A 14,849-nucleotide genomic window follows, 5' to 3' on the forward strand; every position below is an offset into this window, starting at 1 on the left:
GTCATTCCGACCTCTCACGATGACGATGAATCAAAGAGGACAGGCGGGTACGCTCCTCCTCGGAGAGCGGCCGCACTCGCCGGTGCCTGCGTGCCCGGACAAAGGCAATCACAACCAGGGCGCCTCCTGCTACCAGCGCTGCCGGCAATGCCCAAAGCAGCCACGTGCGCCCGTCAAGGCGCGGATTGTAAAGAACGAACTCGCCAAAACGATTAGCCATGAAATCAAGAATTTCCTTATCCGCACGCCCCTCATGAAGCATCAGCGCTACCCGCTCCCGCATGTCCGCCGCCACCGGCGAATCGGAGCTGTCGATGGCTTGAGCATCACATTTAGGGCACCGCAATGACGCCGTAAGGTCGCGATAACGCTCCGCCATCACCGGATCCTCGAAATGACGCGCATCAATTGCCGTATCCGCCATCGACTGGAACGAGGCCATCAAAAGCACGATGACCACACAGCAACGGATCTTCAGGGTTAGCGCCATTTCTCTACCTCCATCATGACTTCATCCACCTGGGCGGGCGTTATGTACCCAACGTGCTTGTATCGAACGATACCGTCTGCGTCGACCAGGAAGGTTTCGGGCACGCCATACACGCCAATTTCAAAACCCAGGTCACCGGCAGGATCGAAGATGTTGACCTCGAAAGGTTTTCCGAACTCTTCGAGAAACTGTCGCCCCAGGTCACGGGCGTCTTTATAGTTGATGCCCACCATCTGAATGCCGCGCTCGGAGAGCGCCAGTAGCTGGGGCATTTCCTCCTTGCAGGTCGGGCACCAGGATGCCCAGACATTGACCAGAGATATCTGCCCGCGAAGCAGGGATTCATCCACCTCGGTATCAGGGTCCTCCAGCGTCGGGAGCGTGAACGCGGGAAACGCCTGGCCTATCAGGGCTGACTCGCGAGCACTGGGATCCAGCGAAAGCCCCCGGTACAAAAAGAAGGCCAGGCCAAGGAACACCACAAACGGAAGCAGCAGCAACAGGCGACGCATCATGCGCGAACCTCGCGTGCCGGCCTCATCGATTCGCGGTCAGCTGCGGCTGCACGGCGGCGACGGTAGCGACGGTCTGCCACGGCCAGCACGCCCCCGGAGGCCATCAGCAGCGCACCCAGCCAAAGCCAGCGTACAAATGGCTTGACCTGTAGGCGCATTGCCCAGCTGCCGTCGTCCAGTTCCTCCCCCATGGCCACGTAAAGGTCCCGCAACAGGCCGGGGTCGAGTGCGACATCGGTCATCGGCTGCCCTCGGGCAATGTACAGGCGCTTCTCCGGGTACAGGGTGGTGACAATCCGGCCTTCACGGGCAACCTCGATGGTCGCCGTATCGGCGAGGAAGTTGGGCCCCCGACGCTCGCCCAGTTCGGTCAGCGTAAAATCGTACCCGCCCAGATTCACCTGCTCACCGATATCAAGCCGCACATTACGCTCCATGGCGTAGTTCGACACCATCACCACGCCCACGATGGTGACGGCCAGGCCCACGTGGCCGACCACCATGCCCCAGTATGAAGGGGTCAACTTACGCAATCCGGACAGCGCAGAGGACGCATTGCGGACTTTATCAAACAGGTCGCGCACCAACGCCAGTACTACCCACAGGGCCGCCACCATCCCCAGCGCCACGGCGACATTCCACTGGCCGTTGTAAAGAAACGGTATCGATATCGCAATCGCCAGTGCGGCCAAGCCCGCCCCCAGTAGTCGCCGGAACAGCTCCCGACCGGGCATCTGCTTCCAGCGTGAGACCGGCCCCAGCCCCATAAAGGCACACAGCATGACGGTCAGTGGCACGAACAGGCTATTAAAGTAAGGCGCGCCGATACTGACCTTGCCCAGCCCGAGTGCATCCAGGATCAAGGGGTACAGGGTGCCCATCAGGACCGTGATCGTCATGATGACCAGCAAAATATTGTTGATCAGCAACAGAGCATCCCGGGAAAGCCAGCTAAAGCCCGCATTGGCGCTCATTCGCGGCGCCCGTAGCGCAAAGATCAAAAGCGAGACGCCGACCGTTATTCCCAGCAACGCCAGAATGAAGAGCCCCCGAGATGGATCATTGGCAAAGGCATGAACCGAGGTCAGTACCCCTGAGCGCACCAGGAAGGTGCCCAGTAACGAGAGTGAGAACGTGAAAATCGCCAGCAGTGCCGTCCAGCTCTTGAACGTGCCGCGTTTTTCCGTGACCGCCAGTGAATGTATCAGCGCTGTCCCGCTCAGCCAGGGCAGGAGCGATGCATTTTCCACCGGATCCCAGAACCACCAGCCGCCCCAACCCAGCTCATAGTAGGCCCACCAGCTACCCAGAGCGATGCCGAGGGTCAGAAAGGCCCAGGCAATGTTGGTCCACGGCCGAACCCAGCGCGTCCAGGCCGCATCGAGACGCCCTTCGATCAGCGCAGCGATGGCAAAAGCAAAGACCACTGAAAAACCCACATAGCCCATGTAAAGCATCGGCGGATGGATGATCAGGCCAACATCCTGCAACAACGGATTCAGATCGGCACCGTCGGCTGGCATGCCCGGCAACAGGCGATCAAAGGGACTGGACGTAACGACGATGAAAAGCAGGAACCCTGCGCTGACGACACCCAGAACTCCCAGAACCCGTGCCAGCATATCCCGTGGCAACTGGCGGGAAAACAGACTGACGGCAAAGCCCCAGCCACTGAGAATCAGACTCCATAACAGCACCGAGCCTTCATGAGAGCCCCAGACGGCGGTGAACTTGTAGTACCAGGGCAGCATCGAGTTGGAATTACGGGCCACATAATCCACGCTGAAATCATCCAGAAGAAAACTGGCGGTCAGGCTGGCATAAGAAACCAGTAGAAAAACAAATTGCCCCCATGCCATGGGCTCTGCAAATGCCATCCACAACGGGCGCCGGGTGGCGGCTCCCAGCAAGGGCACGGTCGCCTGAAGCAGCGACAGGCAAAGTGCAATCAATAACGCGAAGAGACCAACTTCAGGGATTGTCAGGGTAAGCATTTCGGGGCCGTGTTCGGTTGCGGGTTCGGCGATGACCGAACCTATCGGTGAAGGTTTCTCAGGTATTGCTTCGTCAGCCAGCCACAAGGCCAGCTGACGAATTCTCTATTACTTCCGACCAGGTTGGCGGGTAACGCGCAGATACGGTGTCTGCTCATCCCATCCGTCGGGGAAGCGCTCTTTGGCCTCTTCGTTGGAGAGCGACGGAACGATGATCACATCCTCGCCATTCTTCCAGTCCACCGGCGTGGCCACTTTGTGGTTGTCGGTCAGTTGGAGCGAATCAATGACGCGCAGGATCTCGTCCAGATTGCGCCCGGTGCTGGGCGGATACGTCAGCATCAGACGGATTTTTTTCGCGGAATCGATAATGAATACCGTTCGAACAGTCACCTTGGGATCGGCTTTTGGATGGATCATTCCGTACTGGTCGGCAACCACCTGATCCTTGTCTGCCAACAGGGGAAAATTGAGCCCCTTGCCCTGGGTTTTCTCGATATCCTTCGCCCAGTCTTTATGGGAGTCGAGCGGGTCGACGGAGACCCCGATCAGCTTCACACCGCGACTGGCGAACTCGTCCTTACGCTTGGCGAAGGCGCCGAGCTCTGTGGTACAGACAGGGGTGTAGTCGGCGGGGTGTGAAAACAGCACGGCCCAGTCGTCTCCCAGCCACTCATGAAACTGAATGTTTCCCTCGGTGGATGCGACGGTGAAATCGGGAGCGGTTTCTCCAAGTTGCAATGTCATCGTTTCATTCTCCTTTGCTTTGGCTGTCGTTCTCGGTTCGTCAGTACAGACGATATCTTTAAAGTCAACTTTAAGGTCAAGGCGTTTGTCAGATGTTTTTTAGCCTGATCCATCGAGCTCGACGTTCGTGCCCGATTTTTCGGGTATGAAACTGACATAGAGGAAAAGCACGGTGCCCAGCACAATGGCGATATCGGCAAGGTTAAAGGCTGGCCAGTGCCAGGATTGCCAATAGACATCAAAGGAATCCACAACATAGCCGCGGAATATCCGGTCAATCAGGTTGCCCATGGCACCGCCAAGAATAAGACTGTACGCGATGGCTTCTCCCCTGCGGCGGCACTGAAGAATCAACCTGATCAGTACGATCGAGACCACTACCGCGATTGCGATAAGAAAGTAGCGCTGCCAGCCTCCACCATCGGCAAACAGACTGAATGCGGCGCCGGTGTTCCAGACATGAACCCAGTTAAAGAACGGGGTCACCGGAATCGATTCGCCATACGCCATTGACTGCTGGACCAGCCATTTTACAACCTGATCAGACGCCGCAATCAGGCCCGAAATAGCCAGCAGGCCATACGGCAAGTGTTTTTTGGCAACGATGGACATTGTTTAACCCTTAAGCGCGAGGATGCGCCTGGCCCCGTTGAGTACGATAACCCCCGCAATGCTGCCGATGATCAGGTCCGGGTAGTTGGAGCCAGTCCACGCGACCAGGGCGCCAGCGGTAATGACCCCCAGATTGATCACCACATCGTTGGCTGAGAATATCCAGCTCGCCTTCATGTGCGCCCCACCCTCCCGATGTTTGGATATCAGCAGCAGACAGGTGGTATTGGCGATCAATGCAATGAACGCAATCCCCATCATTACCAGCGACTCCGGCTCACTGCCGAAGACAAAGCGCCTCACCACCTCTGCAAGTACGCCTACAGCCAGTATCAGTTGGAGTACGCCCGCGAGATGCGCCGCACGCACCTGCATTTTCACGCTATGCCCAACCGCATACAGCGCGAGCCCATACACGGCCGCGTCGGCAAAATTGTCCAGGGATTCTGCAATCAGGCCGGTGGAGTGCGCGATCAGGCCGGCCGTCATTTCCACCACAAACAGGACGGCATTGATACCGAGCAACCAACGCAGGGTGCCGGACTCCTGCTCGGCAGAGATAGCCGTATCCCCGACCGCCTTAATTGACTCAGGGTCGGCAGCGGCCGTTTCCTGAAGCGAAGCTCCCAGCCCGAGGGTCGCCAGCTTCGCGGTGATAGGCTCAGCCTCGCCATCGTGCACAACCTTCAACTGCCGATCAGACAGCTCAAAGGACAGCCCGCGAATGTCTTCAAAACCGTTCAGGGCCAGGCGAATCATCCGTTCCTCCGAAGGACAATCCATCTTCGGTACGGTATACACACTGATCCAGTTGCCGGACGCTTCAGAGGCCTTCGACCCGGTGTTACCCTCTGCGGGTGTTGTGTCGCAGCCACAGGCGTCTTCACAGGATTTACTCATGATACGGCTCCACTTGCGTATTGTCGGATTATGATTTAAAACCATATAGCCACTATAAGGTCAATAGAGCAGATACCATTTGTTGAGGAGACACCCGATGCGCATTGGTCAGTTGGCGCGGTCCGTAGGGGTTGACACCCAGACCATCCGTTTCTATGAGCGAGAGGGCTTGTTACCACCGCCGGATCGTCAGGACAACGGCTACCGTATTTACACTGAACGGCATGTTGAGCGACTGGCCTTCATCCGGCGCTGCAGAATACTTGAGCTGTCACTCGCTGAAATTCACGAGTTACAGCGTTATCAGGGCGCGCCCCATCAGCCTTGCAGAGCCATCAACACCTTGCTTGATGATCACATCGCTCAGGTACGGTCTCAGATAACCGATCTGCAGGTACTGGAGAAACAACTTGTGTCGCTGCGAGCAAGTTGTAACGATGATCGGGAAATTGAGGCCTGTGGGGTTCTCGAAGGGCTCAGCGAAGGAAGCATGCAGTAGTAGCCTGAAGCAGGTATGCTCAGTATTAGGGTAGCCAGCGTGGAAAGATCAATATACTTGCGTAGGTGCTGAACATCCGCTCCCTGGCGGAGTTTTTCGACAACACGGAGCCTGAGTAGTCGGCAGATAGAGCAAGCACTTCATCATGTCTTGTTTCGTTGAAAAGGCTGCATCAACTGTTGCCAGTAGTTCATTGGTAATTCGGCGCTGAAACAATACCAAGATCCTTAGTGCTGATCGCTCGCTCGGAATCGTAGTAAGCCGTGCCGTGCAAGGATCTTAGCGGCAATGGGTGAAGTGATCATTTGTATCACTGCAAAGAATGCGGCAGGAATCGCAATTTCTGAAGGTAAGCCAGATGCGGCGACAAAAGCAGCAGCAATGCTAAATTCTTTTTTGCTCACGGTGAAGAGATAGGTAATCACTTCTTTCCGGTCAGAGGTTAGCAACCGTGAGGACATTCCTATCAGGTAGCCAATCAGATTAAGACTCAGGGCTGCTCCAGCAATCAAAAAAGCGTACCAGCCATAACCAATGATAGTTTCTGCGTTTGGGCCTACTACAGCCAGTAGTATCAGAAGATATATGATTGATCCAATTCCCGCGTACGTTGAATCATGGCGTGCAAAAAAATCTGGAAATCCTGTGCGTAAGCTCACTCCAACAACAGTGGGAACGAGAACGATCAAGGCTAATTCAAAGATGATTGCCCCGAGAGGAACTTCCAGCTGTATTCCAGTCAGCCATAAAAAAACGAATGGAACAATGAATGGCGATAGTGCTGTATTGACCGCATTAAAAACGGCTGCTAAGGCAACATTCCCCCGCGCCATTAATACCAGCAGCGGAGACGAAACATCTGTCGGCAATGTGCCAAGCAACGTTTGACCTGCTGCAAGAGGTCCGTTCCCGAAAAATAAACGGCCAGTCAGAAAACCGGCAATCGACATCGGACCATAGACCAGACCTAGTGCTAAAAATTGCCTTGAAGGTTTGCGAAAGACCACTCGAACGGCATGTGCGTCGAAGGTAAGACTGATGACAAGCATCAGCAGCGCGAGCAGTGGACCGATAAAGGGCTCTAGGTGCGTTCCTAACCCTGGGAATACTAAGACCAAACCAGCTAAAGTGATAACGAACCAAACAAGATTAGACTCCACAAAATAGATGAATCTGATCATATCTTGGAGTCCACCGTGCCCGATGAGGTTGGGCGACCTTCACACTGCGCGAACAACTCGATGGCTTTGTCGCAATAAGCACAGTGCCCATCGCAGCAGTCGTGCATCAGAAACGCTATGAGATCAGCAAGTACAGGAAAAATAGCACTGTCTTCGATCAGAAGAGCGTCGTCGGTGAAAATACGGTCGTCCAGACGGTATGCGAAATGGCCATCGGTATGGCCCGGCGTGTGAATCGGCTGGAAGCTGAGCCGACCGACCTGAAAGGGCCTCCCCTCCTCAACTCCTACGTCCGTGCAGGGCAGGCAATCCATGGCAGGCGCCGCGATTTTACTGCCCGCTTTCTGCTTTAGCTCGCGGGCGGAAGTGATGTGATCGGCGTGGATATGGGTATCCAGAGTGTATTCCAGCTTGAGCCCCAGCTTTGATACCTCTGCCAGGTCGCGCTCGACCGAGTTGATAACCGGATCAATCAGGACCGCTCGTCCGGTTTCCTCGCAGCCCAGAAGATAGGTGTAAGTGCTGGATACGGGTTCATACAGTTGTCGAAAGATCATGTGTTGTTCCCTGTCTGCGTCGGCGCTTCCATCCGCAAATGCTACCATCAACCTGCATGCTGCATGGGCAACCAACCCGGCTTGCTGTGTGCTTTATGAGAAAGAAGCTGCGTATATCTGGGATAGGATCCAAGCGTGCGTCAGCGAAAACTCTAGCCGATTCCGCGGCGACGGCTGCCTGGCTGATGTCGTATTTCGGCCCAGATAAAGAGGGCAGCACCGAGGACGATCCATACGTCCGCCAGGTTGAACGATGGCCAGTGCCACTGGGCATAATGAAAATCGAGAAGATCCTCGACGTAGCCCAAGCGTAAGCGATCTGCGACATTGCCCAACGCACCGCCGAGGATAGCGCTGAGTGCGAGCCGATAACTCAGTACGCTCGGTGAACGCCAAAGCCAGTACACCAGTAACGTCGAGATAACCAAGGCCAGCCCGATGAAAAGCGGCTACTGCCAACCGCCGGCATCCGCTAGAAAGCTGAACGCCGCCCCCGTATTGTGGCGGTGGACCCAATTGAAGAAGGGCGTGACCGATACACTTTCTCCATACATAAGCATGGTACTGGCAAGGTACTTGCTAGCCTGATCCGCCAGCAGTAACAGGAGCGAGAGCCACAGCCAGCGCATCGTTTTTCTCGGCTCGTGGGCTTTCTCTGCGAGCCAATTGCCATAAGTAGACAAATTCCTTCCTCCTCACCCAATTGAAAATCTGCTCGCTATAGAGTGGCGGGCGTCATGTACCCAGCCGATGATACTGGCGAATTCGAAGAAGCAGGAGCAAGCCGAGTCCGAGTGCGATCACACCAAGGACAGGCCAATCCCTCCAGCGCACATAAGGGGTCGCACCAGTTCGCGGTGTCACCTCGACGCTGAGGCTGGCTACGCGGAACTGAGGAGCGCGCTTGAGGATCTTTCCCTCGTAGCTGACAGCTGCTGTGATACCCGTGTTCGTGGCTCGCAGTAGGTCACGTCCGGTTTCGATGGCACGCATGCGGGCCATCTGGAAGTGCTGGAGAGGGCCGAGCGAGCTGCCGAACCAGGCATCATTACTGACATTCACCAGCACCTGCGCTTCGGGCAGAAGTTCCGTGACTTCAGCACCAAAGACCGCCTCGTAGCAGATGAGTGCCCCTACGGGCACCCCTGCTGCATTCAGGACGTGCGCGTCCCGTCCCGGTGTAAAATCGGACATGGGCGCCCCGAGCACGTCGAGGGCCGAACCCAAAAACTCCCGAAACGGAACATATTCACCGAAGGGCACCAGGTGGCGTTTGTAGTAGAAGCCTGAGGGATCGGAGAGGCTTACCACTGCATTATAGGCGCGGCCATCCGCCTCGCGTACCGGGACGCCAATCATTAACAAGGTGCCTGCCTGATCGGCTAACGCCTCAAGCTCAGCAAGATATTCTTTGGCCTGGTCATGCCACATCGGGATTGCCGCTTCTGGCCAGATCACGATGTCGGCCCCGAGATGCTGCTTCGTAAGCGCCTGATAGCGCTCAATTGTGATTTCCCGGTAATCCGGGTCCCATTTCTTGTCTTGCGCGATGTTTCCTTGCAAGAGGGCGACATCGATAGGGTCAGCGGCTGGCTGCGTCCACTCGCGGTCCAGGAGCTGCAAGCCAGCGAGAGTAACGATTAACACGGCACCGGCTACCGCTGCACGGCGCAGGCTTGGGCCTAAGATAACCCACGCAAGACCGCCGGCGAACAGTGCCACCAGAAAACTCACGCCAAGCACACCAAAGACAGGAGCGATAGTGGCGAGTGTGGTGTCGGTCTGGCTGTAGCCGATAAAGAGCCAGGGAAAGCCGGTCAAGAACCAGGTGCGCATCCATTCACTCAACACCCATGCCGCCGGTAGTCCTAGCCAGAGCGCCATCGCATCCATCTCAGGTCTCAGGCGGCGCACGAGATAGGCGACGCCCCATGGGAAGAGGGCGAGCAGCGAGACAAAGGCCGCTGTGGCTAACCCCGCCACCACAGGGCCATTGCCGTACTGGCTGATGCTGATGAAGACCCAGGAGACACCTACGCCGAAGTAACCAAGGCCAAAGAGGTAGGCCGACCATAGCACCTGACGCTTTGAAGATTGCGCGGTCAGGGCAAAAAATGCAGCCAGAGCGATCATTGCAAGCCATGCCCAGCCCACAGGGGCAAAGGCAAGCGGCATGGCGCCTCCGGCAAGTAGAGCTATCCCCCTTGTTAGAAGCTCCTTGTGGCGCATGCCCGTGGAGGGTAGCGCGTACTTATCACCCAATGCTCTCGCCTCCGAAGCCAGTATCAACCCTGTGGCTCATGCTTTTTTGCTCCGCTCAATTCAGTCCGCAGCCACAGGCGTCTTCACAGGATTTACTCATGATACGGCTCCACTTGAGTATTGTCGGATTATGATTTAAAACCATATAGCCACTATAAGGTCAATAAAGCAGATACCATCTGTTGAGGAGAAACCCGATGCGCATTGGTCAGTTGGCACGGTCCGTAGGGGTCGACACCCAGACCATCCGTTTCTATGAGCGAGAGGGCTTGTTACCGCCGCCGGATCGTCAGGACAACGGCTATCGTATTTACACTGAACGGCATGTTGAGCGACTGGCCTTCATCCGGCGCTGCAGAATACTCGAGCTGTCACTCGCTGAAATTCACGAGTTACAGCGTTATCAGGGCGCGCCCCATCAGCCTTGCAGGGCCATCAACACCTTGCTTGATGATCACATCGCTCAAGTACGGTCTCAGATAACCGATCTGCAGGTACTGGAGAAACAACTTGTGTCGCTGCGAGCGAGTTGTAACGATGATCGGGAAATTGAGGCCTGCGGGGTTCTCGAAGGGCTCAGCGAAGGAAGCATGCAGTAGTAGCTTGAAGCATTACGCACCTGCCTTTTCAATTGCGTAAATCCAGTCAGTCCGGAACCCCTTCAATGGTGCGGGTCATCAAATCCACCATGGCCGGGCTGTCCCATTCCGCGGCACCGACCAGGCGGCCAATTTCGCGACCGTCATGATCAAGCAGCAGCGTTGTAGGAACACCTTCTATGCCCAGTGTTGAGGTCGCCAGTGTGGACGGATCAATATACTGGCGAAGATGCTGAATGCTTGTTTCCCGGTAGAATTTTTCAACAACGCTGATGCCTACGTGGTCAACGGACAGCGCGACCACTTCAAATTGCTCGCCGCCCAGTTGAGCCTGGAGTGAGTCAAGCGTCGGCATTTCCTCACGGCAGGGTGCGCACCAGGTCGCCCAGATATTGAGCAAAATCGCCTTACCCTTAAAGTCAGCCAGTGTCAGCGGCCTGCCGTCTTCGTCTTCAAAAGCCAGCTCGGGCAGAGTGCGAGGGGACTCCCAGATCAGGAAACCCTGGGGCCCCACCGACTTCGGAACCTTCCCTGCAGCCATAACTTGAGCGGCTATGGAAATAGCAAGCGCGAAAAGGACTACGGCGATTCCCCGGGCGGCAGATATGCGCTGGTGACTCATTGGACATTACTCCTGATTACAGTGGTCGGTTTGTTGCCGGCATGGTGCCCCACGCGTTACTCACTCTGTAACAGCTCTTCAATTCGCCCGTGCAGTCGGCCCCAGAACCCATCATCGGCTGCCGCGTTGGGGCCTTTGGCAATGGCCGTCAGGTAGGTCACCAGGTGTTCAGGCTTGAATTTCAATCCATGGAACCGGGCCCGCATCTGCCCTTCCGGGTCAATCACGTGGGTTACCACACCATGGACCTGTACACCCTCACCCGTATCCCTGAACTGAACGCCGTAGGCTTTAGCAAGTTCTGGTGTCAGTTCAGGTGGTTCCATCCTGGCTCGGTAGAGGAATTGCCAGTTGCGGGGATTCAGATCGAAATTCTCGCCGTAGGCACGCATGTTTCTCCGGGTGCCTGCAACATCTTCCCGGTCCGTGGCAATGGTGATGAACACCACCTCTTCACTCAGCCCTTCTTCTTCAACCCCGGTTTGCAACTGCCGGATCAGGTTCATATGCAAAGGGCAGGCCTCGGTACAGCGCGTGTAGAGAAAGTTAAGCACAACGGTTTTGCCGTTTAAGTCGGCAAGGGCAAGGGTATTGCCATCAACGCCTGTAAGATCAAATTCAGGGGCCGGCTGATCCACAAACTGGGCATACCGCTCTTTCTCGTTCAACGAGGCCTCCACATCTTCCATGGAATGGGCCATGGCATTGGTGCTGACCTGGGCAACCATGGCAATCAGCAATTCTGAATACACTGTTCACAGTCATTCTCCATTTGAGTTGTTTTCCGAAGGGAGTCCCGGTTTATTGTGGCTTGATATCGTCCAGATTCAGCGCAACGGGCAGGTCAGCTGGTGCCAGGCAAACGCCCTCGTCACTGCAGGCCTGTACCCGTACCGTCATGTCTAGCTTGCCTGCCTCTTTCAGCGCGGCGGTCTGTTTTTCATCTGGCAGCAGCCGGATGCTCGCACCGTCGTCGTACACCTCCAGGGCGGTGTCACCCAGCACAATGTCACTGACCCGGCCGCGCGGGTACTCCGTCGGAATATCGAGCGACTGGCCGCCAGCCGAAGACTTGGCGACGGTGGGGATCAGAAACTCCATGGAGGCTGGATTCGCATTCACGTGCCAGCCCGGTTCAATGTCCAGTGTCAGAACGATTTCACCGGTCTCCCCTATCAGGGCTTTGCCGCCTTCCGCAAGATTGAGGCGGACCTTATCGGAAGAATCTGCCAACCCCGTGCGGGCAACTGGCGCCTGGGGGTCGGAACTGGCTTGTTCAGGCTGGGCTGAGCCAGGGGCCTTTCCGGAATTGGTACCGATCAACATGAACGCCGCGATCGCGATCAGAAAAACCGCTATGCCGGTCAGCAATACTTTGGCTTGGGTTGTCATGGTTCATCTCCAGTATCTAGGGTTGTGAATTCTCGGTGCGGTTGATCGCCTCGACCAGGCTGTCGGTATCAAAGAGCCCAGTGAAACGGGCGACAACGGTGCCGTCAGCGTCAAAAATCGCCGCAAAAGGCAAAGCTTGCCCACCCGTCGCGGTTAACAATGCGTCTTTTTCGGGATCGCTTGCTGTCACATCCACCTGAATCGGCACCATGCCGGCCCGCGCTACGGCTTCAGCCACAGCGGGCTCTTTATACACGGTGCGCTCCAGGACCTTGCAGTTGATGCACCAATCGGCAGTGAACTCCAGCAAATACGGCGTGCCACGGGCTTTTGTGTCCGCCAGGAGTTCTGCGGAGTAGGGCTGCCAGACAAGTTCGTCTTCGCCGCTGCCCAACGGAGATGCGAATACCACTGTCACCGCAAGGGCAAGGCCTGTCGCCGTTGCAGTGATCACGCGAACGGCACCGCTCCCCTGAACGAAACGACGGAGACCCCAGACCAGCACCAGCGCCAGCCAGGCCCACCACAGCCAGGGGTATACCGCTTTGGGCACCAGGCTCGCGCTGAAAAAGACGGCGGCGGCCAGCAATATCAGCGCGAGCACTTCACGAATGGCCAGGGTCCAGGGGCCCGCCTTGGGCAACCGGCTCAGCCACTCGGGCCTGAGCATCAGTACCGCGTAGGGCAACGACAGCCCCAGCCCGATACTGCCGAATATCCCCATGATGACCGGTGTCGGCTGGGTAACGGCAAAGGCCAGAACGCCACCGAGGAATGGTCCTGCGCAGGGCGCGGCCAGAATCGCACTCAACAGCCCGGATACATAGGCTTCAAAGTAACGCCGGCCATGCGCCGAGGCGGCGAATGTCGGGACGGGGATGGGCAGATCGAGCCAGGTAATCACCGCAAACCCGACCATTAACGCAACCAGGACGGCCACGAATAGCGTTGACTGGAACAATGTGCCCCAGTTCCACTGCAGCAGTGCGGTCAGGCCGCCCAGCGTCAGGAAAAAGGTGAGTGTTCCGGCCGTGAATGCCAACGCGGCCAGCACCCGATGGGACCTCTGGCCGCCCGCCTCCCGCAGGATGGTCCGGACCTTGATGGGGATCGCGGGCAGCACGCAGGGCGTCAGGTTCAGCAGTAGACCTGCCATAACCGCCATCATGATCTGGCCGGCAATGAGTAATGAGGGCAGCTGATCCATTACTCAGTGACTCCCAGCATCCTGCCGAGCGCTTCCTGGCTGGGCACACCAGTCTGGCCCCGCCATTGTCCGCTCGTGTCCTTGAACAGCAGCCCGGGCGTCCCGCTGAAACCCGCCTCGGCCATCCACTGACCGTGTTGTTCGAGGGCCTGTTGAAGGTCGGCCGGGATCGGAGTGAGTTCAGAAATGCCGCGGCCGTCACCGCTTTTTCCGAAGTTTTCCTCAAACACCTGGAGCGCCGCGGCTCGATCCTCTGCGTTCATGATTGCTGCAGAAAGCCCCAGGCTGGACGGTTTGAGAAACCCAACCATGACCCAGTGCAACCTGACTTTCCCCTCCGCAACCCAATCCCTGGTTTGCTGCCAGAATTTGTGGCAAAAAATGCAGTTGGGATCCGCGAAGATATAGACCTCAGGGGCATCTTTACCGCCCTCGCTCACCAGATGGGGGTCCCGGGAGAGCTGCTCGGCAACCGACGCATACGTCGGCTTCGGTATATAACGAGCGGAATATTCGCTGGTCAGATCGTTGCCATCACTCTCCAGAAGTGCGCCGGAAAAAGTGAGGTCACCGAGACCATAGAGGATTCCGGTTTTCCCGTCGCCGGTCTTTACAACATAGCCGGTCACGCCCTCGGCTGGCGTGGAGAAGCGTTCAGTCACCGTAAAACCGATTCTCTCCTGCAGTGCCTTGATTCCCGGGTCCATTGGTGGTGACGCCGAGGCCAAGGCAGCGAATAAACTCAAAAAAAGTGCCATCGAAAGCTTATGGCAGAGCACGGTCATGCCGCGCACCGGGTATTCCAGATAGAATGACATCACAGATACGTTCCCGTTTTCATGTATTCATCAGTCGATAAAATCACCAGCAAAGCTGCCTACGTGGTGGTCTACCGCGCAAGGCCAAACGACAGGCACTCGAAGCGAAAGCCTCTGGTAATCAAAGGTTCAGGAGACTGTTGATTACTTGGGAGGAAAAGGGTCTGGGCCAGAAAGTACACGGCCGGAATGAGAAGAATAGCCTTTCGGGCAGGGGGAAGATAACAGCACTACCGAGTCTCTAATTGCAGATTTCCCGACACGGGACGTTGAACACGGGCTACTGCAGCTGCCCTCGGCATTGAGCCCGGCGCAGTCATGCATCACCTGGGTGTCTGGCAACATGACACAAGCCTCGGCCATGGGTTCCGCTTCAAAAGAGGTCGCGGCAACTCCCTGTGCAACGGGGAGAAGAGCCACGAGCAGTAGTACTGCCAGTCCCATAAGCCGTGTG

Annotated in this window: 16 protein-coding genes and 1 pseudogene; 2 read left to right on the forward strand and 15 right to left on the reverse strand. The window is 56.6% G+C overall.

Annotated elements, in window-relative coordinates:
* Nucleotide 1: 1 nt before the first annotated feature.
* The 6 genes from ASQ50_RS01340 to ASQ50_RS01365 form a co-directional block, all read right to left on the reverse strand.
* Nucleotides 2–490, reverse strand: a complete 489-nt coding sequence (locus ASQ50_RS01340) for a cytochrome c-type biogenesis protein (RefSeq protein ID WP_011784903.1) — start codon at nucleotides 488–490, stop codon at nucleotides 2–4.
* Nucleotides 481–1,005, reverse strand: coding sequence for a DsbE family thiol:disulfide interchange protein (locus tag ASQ50_RS01345; protein WP_011784902.1), 525 nt, complete (start codon nucleotides 1,003–1,005; stop codon nucleotides 481–483). Before ASQ50_RS01345 ends, ASQ50_RS01340 begins: the two co-directional genes overlap by 10 nt.
* Nucleotides 1,002–2,999, reverse strand: coding sequence for a heme lyase CcmF/NrfE family subunit (locus tag ASQ50_RS01350; protein ID WP_058089887.1), 1,998 nt, complete (start codon nucleotides 2,997–2,999; stop codon nucleotides 1,002–1,004). Before ASQ50_RS01350 ends, ASQ50_RS01345 begins: the two co-directional genes overlap by 4 nt.
* Nucleotides 3,000–3,107: 108 nt before the next feature.
* Nucleotides 3,108–3,746: a peroxiredoxin gene (locus ASQ50_RS01355; protein WP_058089838.1), complete on the reverse strand. Its 639-nt coding sequence runs from the start codon at nucleotides 3,744–3,746 to the stop codon at nucleotides 3,108–3,110.
* Between the two features lie 99 nt (nucleotides 3,747–3,845).
* The gene (gene lspA / locus ASQ50_RS01360) at nucleotides 3,846–4,358 is read right to left on the reverse strand and encodes a signal peptidase II (protein ID WP_058089839.1); all 513 of its coding nucleotides are present in this window, start codon (nucleotides 4,356–4,358) and stop codon (nucleotides 3,846–3,848) included.
* A gap of 3 nt (nucleotides 4,359–4,361) precedes the next feature.
* Nucleotides 4,362–5,258 (reverse strand): cation transporter, encoded by an 897-nt coding sequence (locus ASQ50_RS01365; protein ID WP_058089840.1) that lies wholly within the window; start codon nucleotides 5,256–5,258, stop codon nucleotides 4,362–4,364.
* Between the two features lie 97 nt (nucleotides 5,259–5,355).
* Here ASQ50_RS01365 and cadR (ASQ50_RS01370) point away from each other — a divergent pair, with 97 nt between their 5' ends.
* Nucleotides 5,356–5,757: a Cd(II)/Pb(II)-responsive transcriptional regulator gene (cadR, locus tag ASQ50_RS01370; protein ID WP_008173755.1), complete on the forward strand. Its 402-nt coding sequence runs from the start codon at nucleotides 5,356–5,358 to the stop codon at nucleotides 5,755–5,757.
* Between the two features lie 227 nt (nucleotides 5,758–5,984).
* Here the strand turns inward: cadR (ASQ50_RS01370) and ASQ50_RS01375 are convergent, their stop codons facing one another.
* From ASQ50_RS01375 to lnt, 4 genes and pseudogenes are all read right to left on the reverse strand, one after another.
* A complete protein-coding gene (locus ASQ50_RS01375; RefSeq protein ID WP_058089841.1) occupies nucleotides 5,985–6,938 on the reverse strand; it encodes a bile acid:sodium symporter family protein in 954 nt (317 codons plus the stop codon).
* Complete coding sequence (locus ASQ50_RS01380; RefSeq protein ID WP_011784895.1) at nucleotides 6,935–7,495, reverse strand: MBL fold metallo-hydrolase; 561 nt, start codon at nucleotides 7,493–7,495, stop codon at nucleotides 6,935–6,937. Before ASQ50_RS01380 ends, ASQ50_RS01375 begins: the two co-directional genes overlap by 4 nt.
* Before the next feature lie 152 nt (nucleotides 7,496–7,647).
* A pseudogene (gene lspA / locus ASQ50_RS01385) lies at nucleotides 7,648–8,124 on the reverse strand (signal peptidase II).
* A 106-nt stretch (nucleotides 8,125–8,230) separates the two neighbouring features.
* Nucleotides 8,231–9,670, reverse strand: a complete 1,440-nt coding sequence (gene lnt / locus ASQ50_RS01390; RefSeq protein ID WP_011784893.1) for an apolipoprotein N-acyltransferase — start codon at nucleotides 9,668–9,670, stop codon at nucleotides 8,231–8,233.
* A 284-nt stretch (nucleotides 9,671–9,954) separates the two neighbouring features.
* On the opposite strand from lnt, the gene cadR (ASQ50_RS01395) reads away from it, so the two are divergent.
* The gene (cadR, locus tag ASQ50_RS01395; RefSeq protein ID WP_008173755.1) at nucleotides 9,955–10,356 is read left to right on the forward strand and encodes a Cd(II)/Pb(II)-responsive transcriptional regulator; all 402 of its coding nucleotides are present in this window, start codon (nucleotides 9,955–9,957) and stop codon (nucleotides 10,354–10,356) included.
* A 46-nt stretch (nucleotides 10,357–10,402) separates the two neighbouring features.
* On the opposite strand, the gene ASQ50_RS01400 is transcribed toward cadR (ASQ50_RS01395), so the two are convergent.
* From ASQ50_RS01400 to dsbG, 5 genes are read right to left on the reverse strand one after another with little or no spacing between them, the layout of a single operon-like run.
* The gene (locus ASQ50_RS01400; RefSeq protein ID WP_011784892.1) at nucleotides 10,403–10,978 is read right to left on the reverse strand and encodes a TlpA family protein disulfide reductase; all 576 of its coding nucleotides are present in this window, start codon (nucleotides 10,976–10,978) and stop codon (nucleotides 10,403–10,405) included.
* Nucleotides 10,979–11,034: 56 nt separating this feature from the next.
* Entirely contained in the window at nucleotides 11,035–11,730 is a 696-nt protein-coding gene (locus tag ASQ50_RS01405) for an SCO family protein (protein WP_011784891.1), read from the reverse strand.
* A gap of 49 nt (nucleotides 11,731–11,779) precedes the next feature.
* Nucleotides 11,780–12,370: a protein-disulfide reductase DsbD domain-containing protein gene (locus ASQ50_RS01410; RefSeq protein WP_011784890.1), complete on the reverse strand. Its 591-nt coding sequence runs from the start codon at nucleotides 12,368–12,370 to the stop codon at nucleotides 11,780–11,782.
* Between the two features lie 16 nt (nucleotides 12,371–12,386).
* Nucleotides 12,387–13,577 carry a protein-disulfide reductase DsbD family protein gene (locus ASQ50_RS01415; RefSeq protein WP_011784889.1) on the reverse strand — a complete coding sequence of 397 codons (1,191 nt, stop codon included), beginning with the start codon at nucleotides 13,575–13,577 and terminating at the stop codon, nucleotides 12,387–12,389.
* Nucleotides 13,577–14,395 (reverse strand): thiol:disulfide interchange protein DsbG, encoded by an 819-nt coding sequence (dsbG, locus tag ASQ50_RS01420; RefSeq protein WP_011784888.1) that lies wholly within the window; start codon nucleotides 14,393–14,395, stop codon nucleotides 13,577–13,579. Before dsbG ends, ASQ50_RS01415 begins: the two co-directional genes overlap by 1 nt.
* Nucleotides 14,396–14,849 lie beyond the last annotated feature (454 nt).

This window comes from Marinobacter sp. LQ44, from assembly GCF_001447155.2.
In the GTDB taxonomy this organism is placed as follows: Bacteria; Pseudomonadota; Gammaproteobacteria; order Pseudomonadales; family Oleiphilaceae; genus Marinobacter.

Excerpts from the sequence above, each read along its gene's own strand:
- ASQ50_RS01355 (WP_058089838.1), bottom strand. The coding sequence starts at position 3,746 with ATGACATTGCAACTTGGAGAAACCGCTCCCGATTTCACCGTCGCATCC.
- cadR (WP_008173755.1), top strand. The coding sequence starts at position 5,356 with ATGCGCATTGGTCAGTTGGCGCGGTCCGTAGGGGTTGACACCCAGACC.
- ASQ50_RS01380 (WP_011784895.1), bottom strand. The coding sequence starts at position 7,495 with ATGATCTTTCGACAACTGTATGAACCCGTATCCAGCACTTACACCTAT.
- ASQ50_RS01340 (WP_011784903.1), bottom strand. The coding sequence starts at position 490 with ATGGCGCTAACCCTGAAGATCCGTTGCTGTGTGGTCATCGTGCTTTTG.
- ASQ50_RS01400 (WP_011784892.1), bottom strand. The coding sequence starts at position 10,978 with ATGAGTCACCAGCGCATATCTGCCGCCCGGGGAATCGCCGTAGTCCTT.
- lnt (WP_011784893.1), bottom strand. The coding sequence starts at position 9,670 with ATGCCGCTTGCCTTTGCCCCTGTGGGCTGGGCATGGCTTGCAATGATC.
- ASQ50_RS01345 (WP_011784902.1), bottom strand. The coding sequence starts at position 1,005 with ATGATGCGTCGCCTGTTGCTGCTGCTTCCGTTTGTGGTGTTCCTTGGC.
- ASQ50_RS01415 (WP_011784889.1), bottom strand. The coding sequence starts at position 13,577 with ATGGATCAGCTGCCCTCATTACTCATTGCCGGCCAGATCATGATGGCG.
- dsbG (WP_011784888.1), bottom strand. The coding sequence starts at position 14,395 with ATGTCATTCTATCTGGAATACCCGGTGCGCGGCATGACCGTGCTCTGC.
- ASQ50_RS01365 (WP_058089840.1), bottom strand. The coding sequence starts at position 5,258 with ATGAGTAAATCCTGTGAAGACGCCTGTGGCTGCGACACAACACCCGCA.
- ASQ50_RS01375 (WP_058089841.1), bottom strand. The coding sequence starts at position 6,938 with ATGATCAGATTCATCTATTTTGTGGAGTCTAATCTTGTTTGGTTCGTT.
- ASQ50_RS01410 (WP_011784890.1), bottom strand. The coding sequence starts at position 12,370 with ATGACAACCCAAGCCAAAGTATTGCTGACCGGCATAGCGGTTTTTCTG.
- lspA (WP_058089839.1), bottom strand. The coding sequence starts at position 4,358 with ATGTCCATCGTTGCCAAAAAACACTTGCCGTATGGCCTGCTGGCTATT.
- ASQ50_RS01350 (WP_058089887.1), bottom strand. The coding sequence starts at position 2,999 with ATGCTTACCCTGACAATCCCTGAAGTTGGTCTCTTCGCGTTATTGATT.
- cadR (WP_008173755.1), top strand. The coding sequence starts at position 9,955 with ATGCGCATTGGTCAGTTGGCACGGTCCGTAGGGGTCGACACCCAGACC.